We start from the raw sequence: 22,315 nt of genomic DNA, 5'->3' as shown, positions 1-22,315 counted from the left end.
AAAGCATGGCAGCCTTACAGCTGAGTTTTCTCATGCAAAGAGCGCGCATCATTCTGAAGCAATTTTGAAGAAGTGAAAGTGGCGGGAAAATCGATCGAAATTATGTGATGACCGGTTTCAAAGCGGTATTCAATGGTAAAGCCGTTCATATCGCATATTTGCTTGACGATAGACAGGCCGATGCCCACAGAACTCTGGCACCGCATCCCCTTCCTGAACCGCTGGAACATCTCTTCCGGCGGCCCCTGTGGCTCCAGGCCGGTATTGGCGATCACGAGCCGGCGGCTCGTCAGCTCCACGGAAATATGCCCGCCGGGGTAATTGTGGCGGATGGCGTTGCCGAGGAGGTTGTTCAGCAAAATATCCACCAGGGCCGTATGGAGCTTCACTTCCACTTTTTCCTCGATGCGGTAGTCCATCGTCAGCCCCTTGATCGTCACCAGGTCGCAGAAGGTGTTGACGGTATCCCGGGTGTACCGGGAAATATCGAGTACCCCGGTGGAGGCGAACTCGTTGTTTTCCAGGCGCGCCAGCAGCACGAGGCTCTTGTTGATCTTCGTGAGCCGGTCTACCGCGTTCTGCATGTCGGAAATGAGAATGGCCTGTTCGCCCTCAATATTGTATTCGGACATGAGCTCCAGCTTGCTGCGGATGATCGCCAGCGGGGTTTGCAGTTCGTGGGAGGCGTTCTCGGAAAATTCTTTCAGGGAAATATAGTCGTCCACCGCCTTATCGGTCATTTTGCCGACGAACTTGTTCAGCTCGTTGAACTCCTTGGTGCGGGTGGGCTTGAAATCGAGCTTGGTGCGCGATCGCAGGTTGAAATGCTGCAGTTTCTTGAGGGTGTTGTAAAAGGGCGCCAGCACCAATCTTGAAGCCAGGCGCGCCGTGAGCACGATCAACCCTATCAATATGACCAGCTTCCACAGGATACTGGTCCGCAAACCGGCCAGGATCTGCTCGGAACGCGTCACGTAATCCCCCGAAATGATTTTATAACTTTTGCCGTTGATCATGTGCCACGATGCCACGGTGATCTTCCGGTCGTAATCCTCCATATTGGGATCGTGCTTGACGTCGCGGTCGGAAATGAGGAAGAAATCCGCCGGCATGGTGGAATCCGACGGCGCCGCCTTGATCCGGCAGCCCTGCATGAACTCGCCGATGGCCTCTCCCCGCCCCAGCTGCTCCGCCGCCCGGCTGTTGACATGCTTCAACCGCTCCACCGCCGCCCGGTCGATCTCCCCCTTGATGCTCTGGTATGTGATGAAACTGTTGATGGGGATGATCAGCATCGTAACGCCCAGGAACCACAACGTAAATCTGTCTACGATCTTCATGCGCTGTTATTGTCGGGATGTATTGAATTTATACCCCAGCCCGTACACCGTGCCGATGTAATCCGTCCCGTTGGCGGAACTGATCTTCTTGCGGATGTTTTTCACATGCTGGTACACGAAATCGAAGTTGTTCAGGTTGTCGGTATAATCGCCCCAGAGGTGCGCGGCGATCGACTGGCGCGAAAGCACCCTGTTCTTGTTGACCATGAAATACATGAGGAGGTCGAATTCCTTCCGGGTCATGTCCAGCAGCATGCCGTTCACCCAGGCTTCGAACGTATCGATGTTGAGGGTGATCTCGTTGAAGACGATAATGTTGCTGCCGCCCAGCGTTTTCCGCCGGTAAATGGCCCTTAGACGGGCGTTCAGCTCCGGCATGTGGAAGGGCTTGGTCAGGTAATCGTCTGCCCCTTCCTCCAGCCCGATGATCTTGTCGTCCAGCGAATTTTTGGCGGAAAGGATGAGGATACTGCTTTGCAGCCGCTCCTGGCGCATGAACCGGAGAATTTCCAGGCCGTTGCCGTCGGGCAGCATGATGTCCAGCAAAACGCAGTCGTACTGAAAGGAAATGAGCTTGTCCTGCGCATCGCGGATGTTGTAGCTCACTTCACAGATATACCCTTCCCGCGCCAGGAAGGCCGAGATGCTGCTTGCCAGCTCCACATTGTCTTCTATCAGCAACACTTTCATGATCCGGCAAAATTACGCACAAATTTGAAGCAATTCTGAAGCAGCGAACCGTTTGGGCATTCCGTGTGTTATCACTATGCTACTAACTGACTGAATTTCAATAGCTCACAAAACTGGCACGCGATTCGCAACGTACAGCCCGTTTTAAAATCCTTTCTTATGAAGCCATATGTTTTATTGTTCCCTGCGCTCGCCGGACTGGCCGCCTGCGCCGGCGGCGGCGAAAAAGCCGAAGCCGAAGCGGCGGACGCGGCCCGGTTGACGGCCATCAGCGAATATGTGTCCAGCATCGACGAAAAAGCCGCTTCCAACAAGATGATGGCCGCGCACAACTTCGTGAACGGCGATAATTCCGCCGGCGTCATCGGTTTATATTCCATCAAAGACACGCCCATCCGGCTCTATATCTTCCCCGAAGGCCCTCCGGGCGATTCCAGCATCGAAACCTGGTTTTACCTCGATACCGTTTCGGTTGACGTGAAAATGCTCCGCGAAGTGATCACCACCAAAACGGGCGTCATCGAAAACACGTTCTATTTCGACGTGGATACGCTCGTAGGCTCGGAAAGCCGCAAGGCCAAAGACCTCGCCTCCCTGGAAACCGCCGCCATCACGCCGTACGAATCACCCTTCGGCAAAACCGATTACCGGTTCAGCCCCGTCGAAGTGAACACCCTGGCCGAAAAAGCCAATGCGGCGCTGCTGATCGACCAAAAAGACCTCAGCCCGAAAGCCAACGAAATGCGCCGCCTCGGCGCTTCGCACTGGGCGGTGGGCAACGAGCCGGGCTGGTTTCTGGCCATCATTCCCAATAAAAAAATCATTTATACCGGCAACTACGGCGAAAACGTCATCGAATTCCCCGCAGCGCCCGCCCAGAAAGGCGATAAAGACGCGTCCATCTTCACCTCTTCCGCCAACGGCCACACGCTGACCGCCCAATTCGACAACCAGGTGTGCACAGACGATGGCGATAAAAAATACCCCTTCACCGTAACCCTCAAGGTAGACGGGAAAACTTTCCGCGGTTGCGGCCAGCCGCTCTTTTGACATCGTATCACAACTATAAAACAAAAAAAGGACGCCCCATTGCGGAGGCGTCCTTTGCTTTTTTATTCCGGTCGCGGATTATTGCTGCGCGGTGTTGCTCACTTTCTTCCAGCCTTCCAGACCGGCTTTCAGCCAGTTGGAATACTCCTGGATGTCGGGCGTGTAGGCCACGGGGAGCGTCAGCAGCCTTTCGTCGGGCGTGATGAGCACGTACAGGGGCTGCGACTGGTTAATGAAATTCACCCGTTGGAAGGTGGCGTATTTATCGCCGATGGTCACGATCTTTTTGGACCAGCCTTCGTCGGATTTGAAGAGGAACTGATCATTTTCGCCGAGTTTCTTGCGATCGTCGGTGTAGAGCGAAATGAGGATGTAGTTGTCTTTGATGAGGGAATGTACCTCGGGATCGGTCCACACGTTTTCCTCCATGTTACGGCAGTTCACGCAGGCCCAGCCGGTGAAATCGAGCAGCACGGGCTTGTTCTTTTCCTTGGCGAGCGCGAGCCCTTTTTCGTATTCGTTGATGATATCGGGTTCCACGGCGCCTTTTTCCGTAGCGGTGCTATGGCCGTACCAGCTGTAAGACATCGGGGGCGCGAAGCCGCTCATGAGGCGGATGCGGGCGTATTTCGTGTTGGTGATGCCGGGGATCAGGTAGAGCGTGAAGGCTCCGAAAAGGATACCGAAGAAGATGCGCACTTTGCCCAGTTTTTTAATGGGACTGTCGTGCGGGAATTTGATCAGTCCGAACAGGTAAGCCGTGGTGAGACCGAAGATGATGATCCAGATGAGGAAGAACGTTTCGCGGTGGAGGATGCCCCAGTGCGTAACGAGGTCTGCGTTAGACAGGAACTTGATGGCGAGGGCAACTTCCACGAAGCCGAGCACTACTTTCACCGAGGTGAGCCAGCCGCCGGATTTGGGCAGCGAGTTCAGCCAGTTGGGGAAGAGGGCGAACAGGGCGAAGGGCAGCGCCAGGGCGATGCCGAAGCCGGCCATGCCCGCGGTGAGCATCCATGCGCCGTTGGCGCCACCGGCCGCGGAGCCGGCGCCTGCCAGCAGGGATCCCATGATGGGGCCGGTGCAGGAGAAGGAAACCACCACCAGGGTGAGGGCCATGAAGAAGATGCCCACGAGGCTGTTCTTGTTGGCTTTGGAATCCGCTTTGGAAGCGAGGCCGCTGGGCAGGGTGATCTCGAACAGTCCGAAGAAGGAAAGGGCGAATACCACGAATACCACGAAGAAGGCCAGGTTCAGCCAGACGTTGGTGGAAATATTGTTGAAGATGGCGGAGTCGGCTTTGCCGGCGATGTGGAAGGGCAGGCTGAACAGTACGTAGATCAGGAAGATGAAGAACCCGTACATGGTAGCGTTGAAGATGCCCGACTTGCGGTCTTGCGCGGATTTGGTGAAGAACGAAACCGTGAGCGGGATCATGGGGAACACGCAGGGTGTTACCAGGGCCACGAGGCCGCCGAGGAACCCGAGCACGAAGATGAGCCAAACGCTGGATTCGCCTTCGTTACCGATGCCGCCCACTTTCATGATGGGGTTGGCGAGGTCGATGGTGGGACGTTTGAGGCCGGCGGCGGCTTCTTCGTTCACTTTGAGGCCGCCTGCTCCGCCGGCCAGGTTGCCGGAGGCGTCTGCGGTGAAGGTGAACGGTACCTCTTCCGGGAGGATCTCTTCACCTTTGAGGATGAAGTAGTTTACGGTGCCGCGGAGGTCTTTTACGGAGTCGGTGTTATACTTGACGGTGGCGGTGATTTCCGCTGCGTTCTCGAAGTATTTGATCTCCATGTTATCGAGCAGGGGCTCCTTGGCGGTGAGGGGCGCGGAAGCGTCTGCCAGGGCCTGGATTTTAACGCGCGTGTCGCTCAGGCTGTCGAAAACGATGCGGGAGTTGGGCTCGTCGTCGCCCATGGAGGCGGCCATGAGTTTCCAACCCGGTTCTATTTTGGCTTTGAATTTCAGGATATATTCTCCGGGCGCCTTTTTCTCGGCGGTGAATTCCCATGCGGAGGTATGAACTGGAGCGTTTTCCGTTTCCTGTGCTTTGGTGGCGAAGCCGATGAGCAGCAGGAAAGCGGAGATCATCGAAACGATATACTTCATATGTACGATAGACTTAACAGGTTGTATGAAAGCAAAATGCAAAAACGAGTTCCTTCGAATGAAAGAACTCGTTGTTATGATCAATGAGATGAGACAGGATTATTTACCTCCCACGTTCACGGCGAATTCCACTTCTGTAGGGGGAAGGCACTGGTGATCGTCGCATACCATGAATTCAACGGAGCCTTTCACTTTGGTGACAGCTTTCCCTTTCACGGTCACTTTCTGTACGAAGGTCACGGTGTTTTCGTAGTATTTCAGCTCGGAGTTGAAGTTCTTGTCGAATGCTTTGTGCATTTTGCCTACTTCGGTCAGTTTGCCTTGCGCGGTGGCGAGGGGGTTCTTCGCGAATTTGAAGCTGGTGGGCACGGGGCCTTCGCCGGCTTCCTGTGCGTAGAGGTGCCAGCCGCGGTCGATAGTGGCTTTGGCGTGCACTTCATACGTGGTGGCGTTCACTTTTTTGGAAGTAAATTCCCACTTCACGGGGTTCATGTCCTGCGCAATGGCCAAAACCGGCAGCGCGAAGAGCATCATGGCTACGAGCAACTTTTTCATACTTCTTTCTTTAATTGGTTGGTTGTTTTGATTGGTATAGACCAGGCGCTTTGGGCCTAGTTATTATTTATCAGGCTTTGGAAAATCAGCTGGCCGTCGCGGTTGCCCAGTATTTCGCTGGTGGCGCGCTCGGGGTGCGGCATCATTCCGAAAACGTTCCTTTCCTTGTTGCAGATCCCTGCGATGTTACGGATGGCGCCGTTCGGGTTAGCAGAATCAACAATGTTGCCAAACTCGTCGCAATACCTGAAAATCACCTGGTTATTCGCGAAAAGTCCTTCCAGGGTGGCTTCGTCCGCATAGTAACGGCCCTCGCCATGGGCGACGGGGATCATCAGCGGGCGGCCGGTCACCTCTTTAGTCAAAGAAGCTTGCGTGTTTTCGCTTTTGATGAATACGTTCTTGCAAACGAACTGCTGGTTTTCGTTTTTCAGCAATGCGCCCGGGAGCAGGCCCGCTTCGCACAGGATCTGGAAGCCGTTGCACACGCCGATCACGCGGCCGCCTTTGTTGGCAAACTCCACCACGCTCTGCATCATGGGGCTGAACTTGGCGATGGCCCCGCAACGCAGGTAATCACCGTAAGAAAAACCGCCCGGCAGCAAAATGCAGTCTTCCGTGCCGAACATGCTCAAGTCCTTGTCTTTGTGCCAAAGGCTGATCACTTCCTGGTTCAAATCGTTGCGCAGCGCATCGATCATGTCTTGGTCACAGTTAGAACCGGGAAACGTAACAACTCCGAATTTCATTTATTTATTTGTTTGAATATTTCTACTGGAAAGGACAAAATTACTGACCATTGGGGAATTTACAATCACCATTCATCAGATTTATGATTACACTAACAACCACCCCCAAACCCATCAATGGCTAAAATATTGCATTACAATAACATATGCGAGCACTAATATGTGTACTGCATTGGCTACCGTATTGTTAGTGATCGACCAGAACACGTTAGCTGCAAACAGCGAAACCGGCATCACCGCCAGCACCCAGTACGTCGCCGAAAAATGGCCGCTGAACAGGGGGAGCAAGGTTGCCACCAGCGCGTAAATCACCACCGTAGCCCAGATCTTCCGGCCCTGTATGAGCATTTTTTTAAATGTGCGCTGCAGCATCAGCCAGCCGGTCACGAAAAACAGTGCCGTCCCGATCAGCGCCCCCCAAACCTTATAATCCGTAATGATCGGCAGGTTTGCCCGGAGATTGACCAGGTCGGCGATCATGTCCCAGCGGTCCGTCAAAAACAGCCAGGTGCCCAGCAGGTAAAACGGGCAAATGATCCCCAACAGCCCGATGATCCACTCCGCCAGCCTGAACGCCCGCATGATGAGCAGGCTCAGGAACAGCAAAGCCACGAACAGCACCGAAGGGAAGTAAAACAGCCCGCAAACGCCCAGCGCGAAACCGATGTTGAAAGACACGTCGCGCGCGGAATTCCGCATATACAGGTCGGTTATGCTGGAAAATATCCACAGCATCACCGTATTGACGATCAGGGCAGGAGAAAACACGTTCCAGCTTTGCAACAGCGACGTCAGCAGGAGATAGCACATCGCCGTCAGGTACGTATCCTTCGCGAAAAGCCGGTGGTTGTTCACGATGCGCGTCAGCAGCAGCGACTGCACAAAAAGCAGCATCAGCGCCAGGAACGTGAAAAACATCGGGCTCGGCCCCACCCATCCTTCCAGCCATCCCACCAGCCATTTATAGGCCAGTCCCTCCGACCCGTCTGCCAGATAAAGCGACGGGTGCAGCAGGTAGTAAAACTTGATGAACAGCATGTACAGGAACAGCAGCAAGACCGTCAGCGGGTTGCCGGATCTGAAAAACTTAATCACGATGCAAAGGTGGGGTTAAAAGTCAATTTTTGCAAAGCAAATATAATTCCTGTAAATACAGGGAATGAGCACCGTCCGCCCACTAATTTGTTTGCCATACCGGGGCATCCAGGTAAACCCTTTATCCAGGTTCCTGAGCGTAGGCTTGCGGCTCAGCTTGCCGTCGGGCCCGATCGTATTTTCGGTGAGCACGTATTGCCGGCGCTCCAGCTCGTTGAACAGGAAACGCAGCTCGCTGCCCACGTTCACGAGCATATAGCTCAGGTAAAGGTCCGCCCCGTCGTCGAACTGGCTTTTATGCACAAAGTTGCTGAACGTGAGGTCTCCCTTATCGTCGAACGCCATGATGGCGATATTGTCGTAATGGTAGCGCGTGCCCTGCCCGTCGTTCCAGTAATACGGATTGTAATAGGACGGGCTGTAGGGCGAGTAATAATAGGGATAATATCCGCCGTAGCCGCCGTACATATAGTTCCAGCGGTTCCAGGGCTGGCTGCGCGACGAGGTATAGTAAGACTCCGCCGTGAGCATGAACCCGCCGTTGGCCGTGTTCACGATCTTGCGGATGAAATAATCGTTGAAAGCCGCGTTGGTGGAGGCATCTCCCTTCGCCTGCTGCTTGAGCTCGGGGGAGAAGATCACCGTTTTCTCGAAAACCCGCTGGTTGCTGGCATAGTCGAGGCGGAGGAGGTACATCCCTTCTACGTTCCCCCGTTTCTGTTTGTAATAGAACGCCGTCACGAGTGCCTGCCTGTCTTTATTGTCCAGCTTCATTTTCACTTCGTCCAGCAACAATTCCTTCTTCTCGAACGGATACGTCTCAAAAGCGTCTGTGGTGGCGCGTTTCACGATCACGCTCCCGTTCACGATATAATCCCGGCCCGCGCCGCGCTCCAGCTTGGTGAAGAAGAGATCGCCGTCGTTATTGAGGTTGAAGTTGTTGAGGAACTGCTTCTTGCCTTCCATGGGGAGGCTCACGCGGCTGTTGTTGACGAGGTTGAAGGCGCTGTCGTACAGGAAAGTATAGAAAACGTTATTGTCTTCCTTGTCCTGGTTGATTTTATAAATGAGAATGCGCCCTTTGTCTTCAGACGTTTCCACGGAATAGATCTTATTTTCCTTGGAGTAGAAGCCAATGCGGGTGGAGTCTACCATCACCGGCGCTTCCATGAACTGCCCTTTCCCGTTGACGCGCCCCACGAAGCTGTATACGGCGTCTTTCCGCTGGAACTGGTAGATCATGTACGAAAAATCGGGGTAGGATACGAAGTCGACGCTGATGAGCTTTTTGGGAAGGAAGTCGAGCTTCACGCGGTCGAGCAGCTGCATGCCGTTGTCGTACACGGAAATATGGTATTCTCCGCGGTCTGCCTTATACACGAGGATGTTTCCGGAAACCCTGCCTACGATCTCGAATTCGGTGGTTTTGTAATCGTCCCTTTCCGGTTCGGAATAGGTGACTTTCTGGGCCATGGCAAGGGAAGCGCAGAGCATCAGCGCAAGAAATGGAAGGATATGACGGAAGCGCATGGGCATGAGTTTAAGGTAATCTACAGGATAAACGCCTGACGCAGCGGTTTTAGCATAGATCCGCTTCAAACCTACATGAAAAATATCTTATTGCCAAGTGCTGGGAAGCACCGGGATTTATTGCGTAAATTTACGGAGGATCAACAGGCATTTACAATGATGGACACGGTTTTGATAACAGGCGGCTCCGGCCTGGTAGGCAGGGCATTAACGGATTTTCTCCTCGGGCGGGGGTATCGCGTGATCGTCTATACGCGGAAGATGCGCCCTTCCCCTCACCCGAACCTCCGTTTCGCGCTGTGGGACCCGTCCCGCCAAACACTGGATGCGGCCGCCCTGCAGGAAGCCGACCAGATCGTCCACCTCGCCGGGGCCAACGTGGCCGACAAGCGGTGGACCGAATCCCGCAAGCAGGAGATCCTCGACAGCCGCGTGCAGAGCGCGCAGCTTTTGTACGACCAGTTATCGCGCATTCCCAACAAGGTCAGGACTTTCGTGAGCGCCTCCGCCACGGGGTACTACGGCGAATTCCAAGGGAAGAACTTCCTCGAAACCGATCCTCCCGCCAACGATTACCTCGGCAAAACCTGCGTGGCCTGGGAAAACGCCGTGCAGCAAATGTCGACCCTCGGCAAAAAGGTCATCATCCTCCGCACCGGCATTGTCTTGTCCAACCACGGCGGCGCGCTGAAGGAATTTATCAAGCCCGTGCGCCTCGGTTTCGCCACCGTCATGGGCAGCGGCCAGCAGTTCATTTCCTGGATCCATCTGCAGGACCTCGTCCGCCTTTACCACAACGCGCTTACCAACGATCAATTGACGGGCATCTACAACGCCGTTTCCCCCTTCCCTATCACCAACCAGGAACTGGTTACCCAGCTGGCGCGGGCCGTAAAGGGCAAGAGCTTCGTAACGGTGCATGTTCCCGCGTTCGCGCTGAAACTGGCCATGGGCGAAATGAGCGTGGAGGTACTCAAAAGCGTGAAAGCATCTTCGGCGAAAATCCAGTCTACCGGCTTCCAGTTTTCCTACCCCCGCATCCCCGACGCGCTGGCGCAACTGGTGACCTCGGGCGATTAAATTCCCAGGGCTGTGCGCAGGGCACGGGCTTTCAGGAGGCATTCCTCCCACTCTTTTTCCGGGTTGCTGTAAAATGTAATGGCAGAGCCAGTCTGGAAGGAGATGTAATGCTTTTCGGCATTGTACAGAATGCTGCGTATCACCACATTAAAATCGAAATCGCCCTCGGGCGTGATGTAGCCGACGGCTCCTGAGAACAGGCCCCGCCGCGTTTGTTCGTATTGCTCGATGAGCTGCATCACCTTCACTTTCGGCGCACCGGTCATGGAGCCCATGGGAAAGGCGTTGCGGATGGCGTCGGTGAAATGGAACGCGGGGTCGAGGGTGGCGGTGACGGTGGAGATCATGTGGTGGACCTGCGGGAAGCTGTAGATCCCGAAAAGCTCGGACACCTGAACGCTGCCGCGGACGGCCGTGCGGGAAAGGTCGTTGCGGACGAGGTCTACCACCATCACGTTTTCCGATTGTTCTTTGGGGCTGTTGCGGAGTTGTTGGATGAGGGCTTCGTCTTCCTCCGGGCTGGCGGCGCGGCGCACGGTGCCTTTGATGGGCTGCGAGGTGAGCTGGTCGCCTTCCTTGCGGAGGAAGCGTTCCGGGCTGGAGCAGGCGAGGTAGCGGAGGCCGCGGCGGTAATAGGCCGCGAAGGGGGCTGGACTGAGGCCGTTGAGGCGGAGGAAAATGGCCGCCGGGTCCTGGAGTTTGGCGTGGGCGTATTGTTCCCGGCAGAAATTGACTTCGTAGCAATCGCCTTTGAGGATATGGTCCTGGAGGGCGCGGACGGCCTCGAGGTAATCGGCGCGCTGGAGGCGGGCCTGGGAAATGATGGGAACGGGCGGTGCGGGAACGATGCGGGGCTGGCTGCGGAGATCGGTGAGGATGGCGCGGGCGTCGGCTTCGGAGAGGTTTTCCCCGGAAATTTCAAGTGCGTCTGCGGTGAGGCGGAGCACGTAGCGGGGTCTGAAGAACGAAAGATCGGGGAAACCGATGCCGTCGGGGTTGCGGCTTTCGAGCTTTTCGGTCTCGTTTTTAAGGTCGTATGCGAGGTGGCCGAAGAGCCAGCCGGGCTTTTCGTCGTGGAAGCGGCGCAGTTTTCCGAACGCGCTGCCGGCGGGGGATTCCAGTGTTTCCACGGCATCTGCGGCCAGGATGGCTTCTGCGCGGGAGCCGGCCAGGCGGTAATTGTTGTTGTCCAAAAAACAACAAATGTTGAACCGGTTGCCCCAGCTCAACATTTGCTGTTTAATTGCGCTTATATCTTTAACAGGAAAACTGTATGATAGCACGTTTGTCAATTAGAAATCATCATCGTCGTCGTCGAAGCGATCGTTGAACAGGTCCATGTCCTTGAATTCATCGTCGATGCCGAGGTCGTCGTCATCATCGGCGCTTTTCTTGGACGGGCGGCCGCGTTTGTTTTTCGGCTTGGGCATATCGAATTCTTCGAAGTCGGGATCGTAATCTTCGTCTTCGCCTTTTTCCCATGCGTCATCGTCGTCGTCGGCATCATCGTCATCCGAATCATCATCCTCATCGTCGTCATCTTTCTTACGGGTGCCGGCTTTGGCGGGTTTGCGCCCTTTTTTGGGAGCATCTTCGTCATCGTCGTCGTCATCATCATCGTCGTCATCTTCCTTCTTCGATTTTGCCGCAAGCTTATCTGATTTTTTAGATGCAGCAGACTTACGGGGAGATTCCTCCTCATCCTCATCTTCATCCTCGTCTACTTCTTTCTTCGGCTTGGCGCTCGCTTTCTTTTCAGAGGCTTTGTCAGTCTTAGGCGAAGTAGTCTTTTTAGTCTCTTTCTCTTTATCAGATTTTGATTTCATAATGGTACGTTACAATTAGATTCTAAGGGTAAAGTTTTAACAGTTTTTTTTATTCGCCAAATTTTTTTTTGACTGTTTTTTTCGTAATTTTTTGTCTTTACTTTTCGAGTATCTGATCCCTACCCGGCCCGTTGGAAACGTACTTCACAGGCACTTTCAGGTAGTCTTCCACAAAAGATAAGAATTTTTTCATTTCCAAAGGTAAAGCGTCGTATCGTTCGCTTTTAGCAGTAGGTTCCGACCAGCCGGGGAAGTTTTCCAGGACGGGCTGGATGGGAGCGCCGCAGATGTTGAACGGCATTTCGCGGGTGGTCTGACCGTCAATGGAATACGCGGTGCAGGCGCTCACGGTGTCGAACTCGTCGAGCACGTCGCTTTTGGTCATTACCAGCTGGGTAACGCCGCTGAGCATGCAGGTGTAATCGAGTGCAACCAGGTCGATCCAGCCGCAACGGCGGGGGCGGCCGGTGGTGGCGCCGAATTCGTGGCCGGCCTGGCGGAGGCGCTCGCCGGTTTCGTCTTCCAGCTCGGTGGGGAACGGACCGCTGCCCACGCGGGTGCAATAGGCTTTGGTCACCCCGATCACCTCAGCTATCCATTTCGGAGCGATGCCGAGGCCGGTGCATACGCCGGCGGAGATGGTATTGGAGGAAGTCACGAAGGGGTAAGTACCGAAGTCCACATCGAGCATGCTGCCCTGTGCGCCTTCGGCGAGCACTTTCTTCCCGGCTTTCAGGTTGCCGTTCAGCCAGTATTCCCCGTTCACGATGTTCATTTTCGAGAGGAATTCCACCGCTTCCCAGAATTCGTTCTCCCATTCGGCGATATCTTCATCGAAATTATAATTGGCGAGCAATTGCAGATGCTTGGCTTTCAGCTTTTCGTACTGCTGGCGGAAGTCGCTCCGCAGCACATCGCCTACGCGAAGGCCGTTGCGGCCTGTTTTGTCCATATAAGCCGGCCCGATCCCTTTCAGGGTAGAACCGATCTTTTCCTGGCCTTTCGACAGCTCGGAGGCTTTGTCGAGCGCGCGGTGGGTAGGCACGATGATATGCGTTTTTTCCGCAATGAACAGGTTTTGGGACAGATCGATGCCCATTTCCGCCACTTTCTGGCATTCTTTACGGAAAGTCACCGGGTCGAGCACCACCCCGTTACCGATCAGGTTCAGGGTATTGCCGTGAAATACGCCGGAGGGGATGGTATGCAACACCACTTTCTGGCCATTGACATACAGCGTATGGCCCGCGTTCGGGCCGCCCTGGAAGCGTGCGATGATATCATATTTACCGGCAAAGTAATCTACGATCTTGCCTTTGCCTTCATCGCCCCATTGCAGCCCCAGCAGAACATCTACCATTGTTGAAAAGTTAATTATGGTTTAAAGAAGTGGCAAAAATAAGGCGATTGTGTGAAAATCGGGAGGAAATAAAAATATTCTAATCTTCCAGCCTTTGAATGCTCTGGATACCCTCCAGCCCCTTGAGGCGGTTCACCAGCTCCTCCAGTTCGTCCTTATCGTGTACGAAAACCTTGATCAGGCCTTCGAACAGCCCTTCCTTCGACTCGATCGTCAGCCCCGCGATATTGATCTTCAGCTCGCCGGAGATGATATTGGTGATCTTGTGGATCACGCCCACATCGTCCATCCCCACGATCTTGAGGCCCGTCAGGAACGAGATTTCCCGGTTTTTCACCCATTTCGTCTTTACCACCCGGTGGCCGTAATTGGCCAGCAACTGGGCGGCGTTCGGGCAGTTCGTCCGGTGGATCTTCAGCCCTTCGCTTGCCGTCACGAAGCCGAAAACATCGTCGCCCGGGATGGGGCGGCAGCAATTGGCCAGTTTATAGGCGATCTTATCGGAGCTTTCCCCGAAAATGATCAGTTCCGCGTCTTTTTTGGACGATTCCTTCGATTTGTGATGCTCCTCAGCCGGCGCAGGCTCGGCGGGCTTCACGGGCTTGGGCGGTTCCAGCTTGTCGCCCAGCACATTGAACTGCTTCAGTTCCCGCAGGTCGATGTTCTTGACGGCCACCTGGTAGTAGAGGTCCAGGGGCGACGGCTGTTTATAGAATTGCACCAGTTCGTTGATATTGTATTGACTGGCGCTCACTTTCATATGGTCGAGCTTGCGGTGGAGGATGTCTTTCCCATCCATGGCCACTTTCCGTTTTTCTTCCTTCAGCGCGTCCTTGATCTTGCTTTTGGCTTTGGCCGTGAGCACGATATTGAGCCAGTCTTCCGAGGGCTTCTGCTTGTTGGACGTGATGATTTCCACCTGGTCGCCGCTGCGGAGCTTATGGCTGAGGGGCACCAGTTTGTAGTTCACCTTGGCCCCGATGCATTTGTTGCCCACGGCGGAGTGGATGGAATACGCGAAATCGAGGGCGGTGGAGCCCACGGGCAGTATTTTAAGGTCGCCCTTCGGCGTGTAGACGTAGATTTCCTCGGTGAAGAGGTTGGATTTGAAATCGGCCAGGAAGTCGAGCGTATTGGTGTCCGGGCTGTTCAGGATTTCCCGGATCTGGCTGAACCACTGTTCGAACTTCGATTCCTGGACGTTGGAATTGCCTTCCTTGTAGCGCCAGTGGGCGGCCAGGCCTTTTTCGGCATAGTCGTTCATGCGCTTGGAGCGTATCTGCACTTCCACCCACTTCCCGTTGGGGCCCATTACCGTTACGTGCAGGGCTTCGTAGCCGTTGCCTTTGGGGTTAGACAGCCAGTCGCGCGTGCGTTCGGGGCTGGGGTGGTAGAAGTCGGTGATGATGGAATAGACTTTCCAGCAGTCGGCTTTTTCCTTTTCCACGGCGGAGTCGAGGATGATGCGGATGGCGAAGAGGTCGTATACTTCTTCGAACTGGACGCCTTTGGTTTTGATCTTGTTCCAGATGGAGTGGATGGATTTCGGGCGGCCGTATATTTCGAAGTTGAAGCCTTCTTCCTGGAGTACTTCCTTGATCGGCTTGATGAATTCGTTGATATACCGGGTGCGTTCGCGCTTGGTTTCTTTGAGGCGCCGGGCGATTTCGCGGTAATGGTCCTGCTCGGTGTACTTCATGGCGAGGTCTTCGAGCTCGGACTTGATATTGTACAGGCCGAGGCGGTGGGCCAGGGGGGCGTAGATGAAGACCGTTTCCGAGGCGATTTTGAGCTGTTTTTCGCGGCTCATGGAATCGAGGGTGCGCATGTTATGGAGGCGGTCTGCCAGCTTGATGAGGATGACGCGGGGGTCATCGGCGAGGGTGAGGAGGATTTTCTTGAAATTCTCCGCCTGCATGGTGCTGGTGTTGGAATCGATGACGGTGGATATTTTGGTGAGCCCGTCCACGATATGGGCGATTTCGCTGCCGAATTCGCGTTCCACGTCTTCGAGGGTCACTTCGGTGTCTTCCACGGTATCGTGCAGAAGCGCGCAGATGGCGGAGCGAACGCCGAGGCCTATTTCCTCGACGGTGATCTGGGAAACGGCGAGGGGGTGAAGGATGTAGGGCTCGCCGGATTTGCGGCGCATATCTTTATGGGCGTCTGCCGCCATTTCGAAAGCGGTGCGCACGAGTTCCCGGTCGCCTTTTTTGAGGCGGGGCTTCAGGGCGCGTAAAAGGGCGCGGTAATGGCGGACGATCTCCTTTTTCTCCTGCTCTTCGTCGAGGTTGTATTTTTGTACGGTCACTGTATCCATGCTGAGATCAAAAATACAAAAAGGACGCCATAAGGTGATATCCTGCCATTGCGTCAGCCGCGCGATTTCCTACATTTTTATTCGCCATAATAAATTGATTATCAACATAATTACAACCTTCAATATCCATAATTTTTATAATTCCTAAAAAAGAATACCTTTGCATGCCTTGAAAAAGCGGATGTGGTGAAATTGGTAGACACGCCAGACTTAGGATCTGGTGCCGCGAGGCATGTAGGTTCGAGTCCTATCATCCGCACGAAATTTGTCGGGAGCCAGGTGTAAGCCTGGCTTTTTTTATGGGGTGATGCGGCGGCAATTTGATTTTGACACGCCAGTGTAGGATCTGGTGCCGCGAGGCATGTAATTATCCGCATGAAAATTGCCGAGCGCCATGTATTTGCCTGGCTTTTTTTTGGGGTGATGCGGCGGCAATTTGATTTCGACACGCCAGAAGTAGGATCTGGTGCCGCGAGGCATGTAATTATCCGCATGAAAATTGCCGAGCGCCATGTATTTGCCTGGCTTTTTTTTTGGGGTGATGCGGCGGCAATTTGATTTTGACACGCCAGAGGTAGGATCTGGTGCCGCGAGGCATGTAATTATCCGCATGAAAATTGCCGAGCGCCATGTGTTTGCCTGGCTTTTTTTTTGGGGTGATGCGGCGGCAATTTGATTTCGACACGCCAGACTAGGGCCCCGCGAAAATAACATCCCCTTTCGCCAAAATACCAACAGGACCGCGCCAGCCGCAGCAAATCGGGTATTTTGATTAATTTTACGCATAACACAACCAACTGTATTTGGGCGATTGGGGAACATATGAGGAGATCGATCTGTTAAGCGGGATCATGGACCTGGACGAAGCCGCCTTCGGACAATTGCATCGCCGTTTCTACCGACAGCTCTGCTATTACACGGAGCAAATCACCGGCAACGGCCCCATCGCCGAAGACATCGCTTCGGAATCCTTCATCAAGCTCCTCCACAAGCGCCATTCTTTCTCCAGCGTCGCCAAACTCAAATCCTTCCTGTTCACCGTGGCCCACAACGCCGCGCTCGACTACCTCAAAGCCGAGAAACGCCACCAGTTCAGCCACGAACGCATCAGCCGCGAATCCGAAACCCTCGAGCCGCCGCACGATCTGCACCGCATCCGCGCAGAAGTGCTCGACGCCGTTTTCCAGGAGATCGAAGCCCTGCCCACCCAGTGCCGCGAAGTGATCCGGCTGTCGTTCATCGAAGGCCTGCCCGTCGGGGAAATCGCCGCCAGGATGAACATCGCCTACAAAACTGTCCTCAACCAGAAAACCCGGGGCATCCAGCTATTGCGCACCGCAATGGTCCGGAAGTCTGTCCACCCTTTGTTACTAGCCGTTTGCGTTCCCTTCCTTTTCGAGCAATGACCTCGCGCCCGAACGCTCCTGCCGCCTGAAATTTTTTTTTTGGGAACATGCGGGACATTCCGGCGCCCTGGTCGTTAACTTATAAAGCAGCCAGCAAAAACCGGCCATGGAAGACAACATCAGACACATCAGCGCCCTCATCACAGGGCGCCTCCGGGAAACGCTTACTGACCAACAGCAGCGCGAACTGGACGAATGGCTCGACCAGTCGCCGGAAAACCGCGCCCTGTTCCATTCGCTGGCCGACGAGCGCCAGATGGCCGCCGAACTGGACCGCTTCTCGCAATACGACCCGGCCCGGAGCCTGGAGAAAATCCGCGCCGGATTCCCCGAGCTCGCCGCCCATCGACAACCCGCCCGCACCATCCGCCTGAAATGGTGGGCGGCCGCAGCAGCTGCGGCTTTGCTCATCGGCACGGCCATTTACACCTTCCAGCGGCCGCAGAAACAGCCGATGGTACAGGCGGGCCCTGCAAAACCCGCTGCCGACGCGCAGCCCGGCACTTCCGTAGCTACGCTCACCGTAGCGGGGGGCGCCACGATCCAGCTGGATTCCTCGGCACAGGGGGCCCTGGCCACCAACGACGGCTCCAGGGTATCCAAAACCGGCCATGGCGGCCTCGATTACGACGCATCCGCCGAAGCGCCAGTGATGCACACGCTGCGGACTCCGCGCGGCGGGCATTACCAGGTGACCTTGCCCGACGGGTCGAAAGTCTGGCTCAACGCCGCATCCAGCCTCTCCTTCCCCACCGCATTCACCGGCAGCTCCCGTAACGTGACTATCAGCGGCGAAGCTTATTTCGAAGTGGCTGCCGATGCCGCCAAACCCTTTACGGTATCGCTTCCCGGCGGAGGCACCATCGCCGTGCTGGGAACGGCTTTCAACATCAATGCCTATGATAATGAGCCTTCCATTAAAACGTCCCTCGTGGAAGGCCGCATTCGCATAACCGCGGCCGGCGACAGCAAAACGCTCCTGCCCGGGGAACAGGCCCGGATCACCGGCAACCGCGAACTCATCATCGAAAAACACGCCGATCTCGAAATGGCCACGGCATGGAAAGAAGGGAAAATCTCGCTCAACGGAACAGATCTCGCCGCACTCATGCGCCAGCTTTCCCGCTGGTACAATGTGGACGTAGAAATAAAAAATAAAGCCGACCGGCAGGTGATCGGCGGCGTCATCAACCGAAATGTTAAACTTTCTACCGTCATGAAGGCGCTGTCGCTCTACGGTATCGAAACAAGACTGGAGAACAATGTGCTAACTGTATATTAAATCAAATACCAACCAGCACGGCCAGAAACAATACCGCTCCGTGGACTAGACGGAGCGGCGGCTTTCTGACCGATTTCAATGCTGCATCCGCTAAGACTGCAAATTTATCCGTCAACCAGAAAACTGTTTAAAGTTATGCTTTTTACCGAGTTGTTTGGCGGGGTATCTCATGCCTTACCCCGTCCAATCCGAAAATCATGGAGAATCATGAAAATCGCGAGTGTATTGATTTTAGTGAGTTGTATGCATGTAAGCGCAACCGTTTATTCGCAAAATGTCAGTATTTCCCTCCGCAACAAGCCTGTGGAAAAAGTATTGAAGGAAGTCGAAAAGCAGACGGGCCTCTCCTTCATGTGGTCCGAACAACTGCTGGCCGGCACCCAGCCCGTTAGCGTGGAAGCGCGGAACGTGCCTTACACCGATGTGCTGACCTCCTGCCTGGAGCCGCTGGGGCTCGGCTGGACGGTCGTCGACAATGTGGTGGTGATCCGCAGATTGACACAGGCGCCCGTGCCGCCGATGGACGTCCGCGGTACCGTCAGAGACGAAAACACGAAGCCACTCGAAGGTATTTCCGTCAGCATCCGCGGCCAGGCCCGCGGCGCGGTCACCGATGCAGAAGGCCGCTTCGCCATCAGGGCGGAAAAAGGGCAGCTGCTCATGTTCTCCGGCGTTGGATACCTGCCGGCCATGATAGTGGTGAACGACGACAAACCTTTATCCATCACCATGAAACAACAAGCCATCGCCATCAATACGGTGGATGTGGTGATGAGCACCGGCTACCAGGAACTGAAAAAGAAAAATACCGCCAGCGCCTTCTCGATCGTAGACAGCAAGGAGCTCGACAGGAAGGTGAACATCGACCTCATGTCTGCCCTCGAAGGCCGCGTGCCGGGCATGAGCACTTTCAAGAACAGCATGGTGATCCGCGGCAGCAGTACATTTTCGGGAAGCGTAGGCAATCGCCCGCTGATCGTGATCGACGGACTGCCGACCGAAACCAGCAGTCTTTCCACGACCGATCTTTCCACATCTTTCGAAAGGTCGAACCTTTCCTCCTTCATCAACCCCAACGATGTGGAAAGCGTGACCGTGCTTAAAGACGCGGCCGCCGCTTCCATTTACGGCGCACGCGCTGCCAACGGCGTGATCGTGATTACCACCAAAAGCGGGAAAGGGCTCGGATCGAAGGGGAAGCCCTCCATCAAGTTCAGCTCCGATTTTATTTTTACCCGCAAGCCGGATATCGGGGACATGCATTACGCCAGCACGTCTGACCTGATCGATTATGAAATGGCGCTATACAAAAGAGCCACCAGCCTCTACCCTGGCGGCGAATCCGACCTTTGGGGCGGCAACGTGGGGATGGGATATATCGGTTCCGTGCCTGCCATCAGTTATTACTCCCCGCTGTACGACCTGTACCGCCGCAAGTACGAAGGCGCCATTTCCCAAAAGGAATTCGACGACCAGGTGCAGCATATGCGAGGGCTCGACTATCGCAAGGAATATTCGAAGCTGGCCTGGAGAAACCCCTTCCGCCAGAGCTACAACCTCTCCGTCGCTACTTCAAACGAGAAGCAGGACCTGTACATTTCCCTGAACTACATCGGCCAGCGCGAAAAGCTCATCTCCGACAACAACGAAACATTTAACGCCTACATCAAGGCGCGGCAGCAGCTGATCAAGAACGTAAACCTGACAGTGGGCGTCAACACCCAATACTACCGCTCCATCCTCACGGAAGACAACGATTACAGCAATCCCGCATCCTTCATCGAACCGTATTCCAGCATTCTCGACGGGAACGGCAACCGCGTGTACCGCGGATGGGTGGCCCGTTCCGACGGATTCAGCGGATTCCCGGCCAATGGCGGAGCGCAGCTGAACGGGAAAGTGGCCGAACAGATCGACGCCATCAACGCCCTGAAGGGCAACCGGCTGAAATCCCCCAACTTCAATATCCTCGACGAGCTGGAACGAAACTTTACCCGTGGAAGCCGGCTGTCTGTCCGCTCTTTCGCCAACCTCGACGTACAATTTGCCCAGGGGCTCAACTACAGCTCCGCACTTCAGTTCGAGACGTCCCGGAACAAAACGGAAACGCTCATCGAGCAAAACGCTTACCAGATGCGGCACCTCGTGAACAGGATGGCTACCACCACCGGCGATCCCTTCACATCGCCCGTCCCGTTTACCTACGCCATTCCCGAAATAGGCGGAAGGCTGCAGCAGAACTTCAACGAAAACTGGAACTACACCTGGCGCAACCAGCTCAATCTGAACCGCTACTTCGGCCGCGACCATTACATTTCCGCGATCGCAGGCACGGAAATCCGGCAGAACTATGCGCCGCGCATGATCGAGAATATTTACTACGGCTTCAACACGGCTACGCTGGCGTTTAAGGATATCGACGAATATACCCTGCGCAACGTGGGCCTTCGCCCCTACATCTGGAACCGTACCACCCAACTGCAGCGCATCGGTGGCAGCCCGTTGCTTTCGGCTGTCCGCCATCGTTTCTTCTCGCTGTATTCCAACGCCAGCTACACCTACAAGGATAAATACATCCTGGGGGGAAGCGCGCGTATCGACCAGGCCGACCTGTTTGGTGTCGACAAAAAATACCGCTACCGTCCGCTTTGGTCGGTAAGCGCAGGATGGGATATCTCGAAGGAAGGATTTATGGAAGAGATGAACTGGGCGGACATGCTTAAGCTTCGCGCCTCGTATGGCATTACGGGGAACGTGGACCAAACCTCGAGTCCGTACGTAGTAGCCAGTGGCGGCACCAACGGCGCTTACGATCCCCTGCTCGATTATTACGCCGTGTTCACCGCGCCCAACCCGCTGCTGCGCTGGGAGCGGACCACCACCATCAACGGCGGTGTGGATTATGTGCTGTTCCGCGGAAAACTGCGCGGTGCGCTGGATGTGTACCACAAAAAATCTGACGACCTCCTGGCCACAAAAAACCTCGACCCCACCAACGGGTATGCCACAGCGCGCATCAATAACGGCGCTATGACGAATACCGGCGTGGAGGTTTCCGCCGGCAGCGACTGGTACAGCAATAAACAATTGACGCTGACGTCTATGCTCACCTTCGCTTACAACAAAAACAAAGTAAAGCGCATCGACGCCTATCCGCGCAATGCGGAACAACTTGTCAGCGGCGGATACTATCTCATCGGCAATCCGAAAGACGCGATGTATGCGTATCAGTATGCCGGCATCAGTTCCGGCGGAACGGTAGACCAGAACGGCATTCCGCTGTTTTACACGGCCGCGGACAAATCGACCGTGAACGTGGTGAACAATGGCAGCGGTGTAACGATCGGGCGGGTAGACGATGTGGATGCGCTGCGGTATATGGGCTCCTCCGTTCCCGTGTGGAACGCCAGCTTCCAGCAGAGCGCGCGGTATAAGGGTTTTGATCTGAACCTCCTGTTTGTGGCCTACGGCGGATATAAAATCAGGATGGAATCCATGCCGATGTATTCTTCCAGCATCGGCGGCGGCGCTATTTCGGAGCTGATCGCCCGGCGCTGGACGCCTGAGAACCAAAATACCGGGTACCCCAAGACCATCGCGGATTTCCCGACGGCTCAGGGCTCCAGCGTGCTGAACCTGAACAACTACCTGCGGAATGCCGACCATCTGGTGAAAAACGCGAACTACATCCGCCTCCGCAACGTGACGCTGGGCTACACCATCCCCGCGGCGCTCAGCCGCAAGGCGAAGCTCCAGCAGGTGAAAGTATCGGCACAGGCAAACAACACATGGTACTGGTTCTCCGCCGGCAACGACATCGATCCTGACACCTACGGCGGCACCTCCGGCACCCGAAGCTACCAGACGCCCGCATCGTACATCCTCCGAATGGACATTACCCTTTAATCGCGCTCAAT

At 55.0% G+C, this 22,315-nt stretch carries 17 protein-coding genes and 1 tRNA gene; 7 read left to right on the top strand and 11 right to left on the bottom strand.

The features are described from left to right. Nucleotides 1-14: 14 nt before the first annotated feature. Entirely contained in the window at nucleotides 15-1,340 is a 1,326-nt protein-coding gene (locus tag ACQKLP_RS22835) for a sensor histidine kinase (RefSeq protein WP_427325286.1), read from the bottom strand. Nucleotides 1,341-1,346: 6 nt separating this feature from the next. Continuing rightward, on the bottom strand, nucleotides 1,347-2,030 hold the full coding sequence (locus ACQKLP_RS22830; RefSeq protein ID WP_427325285.1) for a response regulator transcription factor: 684 nt from the start codon (nucleotides 2,028-2,030) through the stop codon (nucleotides 1,347-1,349). Between the two features lie 159 nt (nucleotides 2,031-2,189). Here ACQKLP_RS22830 and ACQKLP_RS22825 point away from each other — a divergent pair, with 159 nt between their 5' ends. Continuing rightward, on the top strand, nucleotides 2,190-3,080 hold the full coding sequence (locus ACQKLP_RS22825) for a hypothetical protein (RefSeq protein WP_427325284.1): 891 nt from the start codon (nucleotides 2,190-2,192) through the stop codon (nucleotides 3,078-3,080). 78 nt (nucleotides 3,081-3,158) lie between these two features. On the opposite strand, the gene ACQKLP_RS22820 is transcribed toward ACQKLP_RS22825, so the two are convergent. The 5 genes from ACQKLP_RS22820 to ACQKLP_RS22800 all read right to left on the bottom strand — a co-directional run bounded on the left by ACQKLP_RS22820 (nucleotide 3,159) and on the right by ACQKLP_RS22800 (nucleotide 9,124). Continuing rightward, a complete protein-coding gene (locus ACQKLP_RS22820; RefSeq protein ID WP_427325283.1) occupies nucleotides 3,159-5,195 on the bottom strand; it encodes a protein-disulfide reductase DsbD family protein in 2,037 nt (678 codons plus the stop codon). 99 nt (nucleotides 5,196-5,294) lie between these two features. After that, a complete protein-coding gene (locus ACQKLP_RS22815) occupies nucleotides 5,295-5,750 on the bottom strand; it encodes a protein-disulfide reductase DsbD domain-containing protein (protein WP_427325282.1) in 456 nt (151 codons plus the stop codon). A 56-nt stretch (nucleotides 5,751-5,806) separates the two neighbouring features. Next, nucleotides 5,807-6,499, bottom strand: a complete 693-nt coding sequence (gene purQ, locus ACQKLP_RS22810) for a phosphoribosylformylglycinamidine synthase subunit PurQ (protein ID WP_126244175.1) — start codon at nucleotides 6,497-6,499, stop codon at nucleotides 5,807-5,809. Nucleotides 6,500-6,613: 114 nt separating this feature from the next. Continuing rightward, a complete protein-coding gene (locus ACQKLP_RS22805; RefSeq protein WP_427325281.1) occupies nucleotides 6,614-7,594 on the bottom strand; it encodes a hypothetical protein in 981 nt (326 codons plus the stop codon). Nucleotides 7,595-7,609: 15 nt separating this feature from the next. Next, nucleotides 7,610-9,124 (bottom strand): hypothetical protein, encoded by a 1,515-nt coding sequence (locus ACQKLP_RS22800; protein WP_427325280.1) that lies wholly within the window; start codon nucleotides 9,122-9,124, stop codon nucleotides 7,610-7,612. 156 nt (nucleotides 9,125-9,280) lie between these two features. Between ACQKLP_RS22800 and ACQKLP_RS22795 the strand changes: the two genes are divergently transcribed. Beyond that, the gene (locus tag ACQKLP_RS22795) at nucleotides 9,281-10,204 is read left to right on the top strand and encodes a TIGR01777 family oxidoreductase (RefSeq protein ID WP_427325279.1); all 924 of its coding nucleotides are present in this window, start codon (nucleotides 9,281-9,283) and stop codon (nucleotides 10,202-10,204) included. Here the strand turns inward: ACQKLP_RS22795 and ACQKLP_RS22790 are convergent. The 4 genes from ACQKLP_RS22790 to ACQKLP_RS22775 all read right to left on the bottom strand — a co-directional run bounded on the left by ACQKLP_RS22790 (nucleotide 10,201) and on the right by ACQKLP_RS22775 (nucleotide 15,710). Continuing rightward, a complete protein-coding gene (locus ACQKLP_RS22790; RefSeq protein ID WP_427325278.1) occupies nucleotides 10,201-11,397 on the bottom strand; it encodes an anthranilate synthase component I family protein in 1,197 nt (398 codons plus the stop codon). The genes ACQKLP_RS22795 and ACQKLP_RS22790 overlap by 4 nt on opposite strands. 99 nt (nucleotides 11,398-11,496) lie before the next feature. Continuing rightward, on the bottom strand, nucleotides 11,497-12,030 hold the full coding sequence (locus ACQKLP_RS22785) for a hypothetical protein (protein WP_427325277.1): 534 nt from the start codon (nucleotides 12,028-12,030) through the stop codon (nucleotides 11,497-11,499). A gap of 97 nt (nucleotides 12,031-12,127) precedes the next feature. After that, nucleotides 12,128-13,390 (bottom strand): adenylosuccinate synthase, encoded by a 1,263-nt coding sequence (locus ACQKLP_RS22780; protein ID WP_427325276.1) that lies wholly within the window; start codon nucleotides 13,388-13,390, stop codon nucleotides 12,128-12,130. A gap of 79 nt (nucleotides 13,391-13,469) precedes the next feature. Further along, nucleotides 13,470-15,710 (bottom strand): RelA/SpoT family protein, encoded by a 2,241-nt coding sequence (locus tag ACQKLP_RS22775; RefSeq protein ID WP_427325274.1) that lies wholly within the window; start codon nucleotides 15,708-15,710, stop codon nucleotides 13,470-13,472. Between the two features lie 177 nt (nucleotides 15,711-15,887). On the opposite strand from ACQKLP_RS22775, the gene ACQKLP_RS22770 reads away from it, so the two are divergent. The 5 genes from ACQKLP_RS22770 (at nucleotide 15,888) to ACQKLP_RS22750 (ending at nucleotide 22,304) form a co-directional block, all read left to right on the top strand. Next, nucleotides 15,888-15,969 (top strand) — tRNA-Leu (locus ACQKLP_RS22770). 116 nt (nucleotides 15,970-16,085) lie between these two features. After that, complete coding sequence (locus tag ACQKLP_RS22765) at nucleotides 16,086-16,268, top strand: hypothetical protein (RefSeq protein WP_427325273.1); 183 nt, start codon at nucleotides 16,086-16,088, stop codon at nucleotides 16,266-16,268. 245 nt (nucleotides 16,269-16,513) lie between these two features. After that, a complete protein-coding gene (locus tag ACQKLP_RS22760; protein WP_427325272.1) occupies nucleotides 16,514-17,116 on the top strand; it encodes an RNA polymerase sigma factor in 603 nt (200 codons plus the stop codon). Nucleotides 17,117-17,222: 106 nt separating this feature from the next. Then, nucleotides 17,223-18,398 carry a FecR family protein gene (locus ACQKLP_RS22755; protein ID WP_427325271.1) on the top strand — a complete coding sequence of 392 codons (1,176 nt, stop codon included), beginning with the start codon at nucleotides 17,223-17,225 and terminating at the stop codon, nucleotides 18,396-18,398. A gap of 207 nt (nucleotides 18,399-18,605) precedes the next feature. Further along, nucleotides 18,606-22,304: a SusC/RagA family TonB-linked outer membrane protein gene (locus tag ACQKLP_RS22750; protein WP_427325270.1), complete on the top strand. Its 3,699-nt coding sequence runs from the start codon at nucleotides 18,606-18,608 to the stop codon at nucleotides 22,302-22,304. The last annotated feature ends 11 nt before the right edge of the window (nucleotides 22,305-22,315 follow it).

This window comes from Chitinophaga sp. NPDC101104 (assembly GCF_050277495.1).
In the GTDB taxonomy this organism is placed as follows: Bacteria; Bacteroidota; Bacteroidia; order Chitinophagales; family Chitinophagaceae; genus Chitinophaga.
Note: the sequence above shows the minus strand (reverse complement) of the source record. Positions and strands in the feature narration are given on the sequence as shown.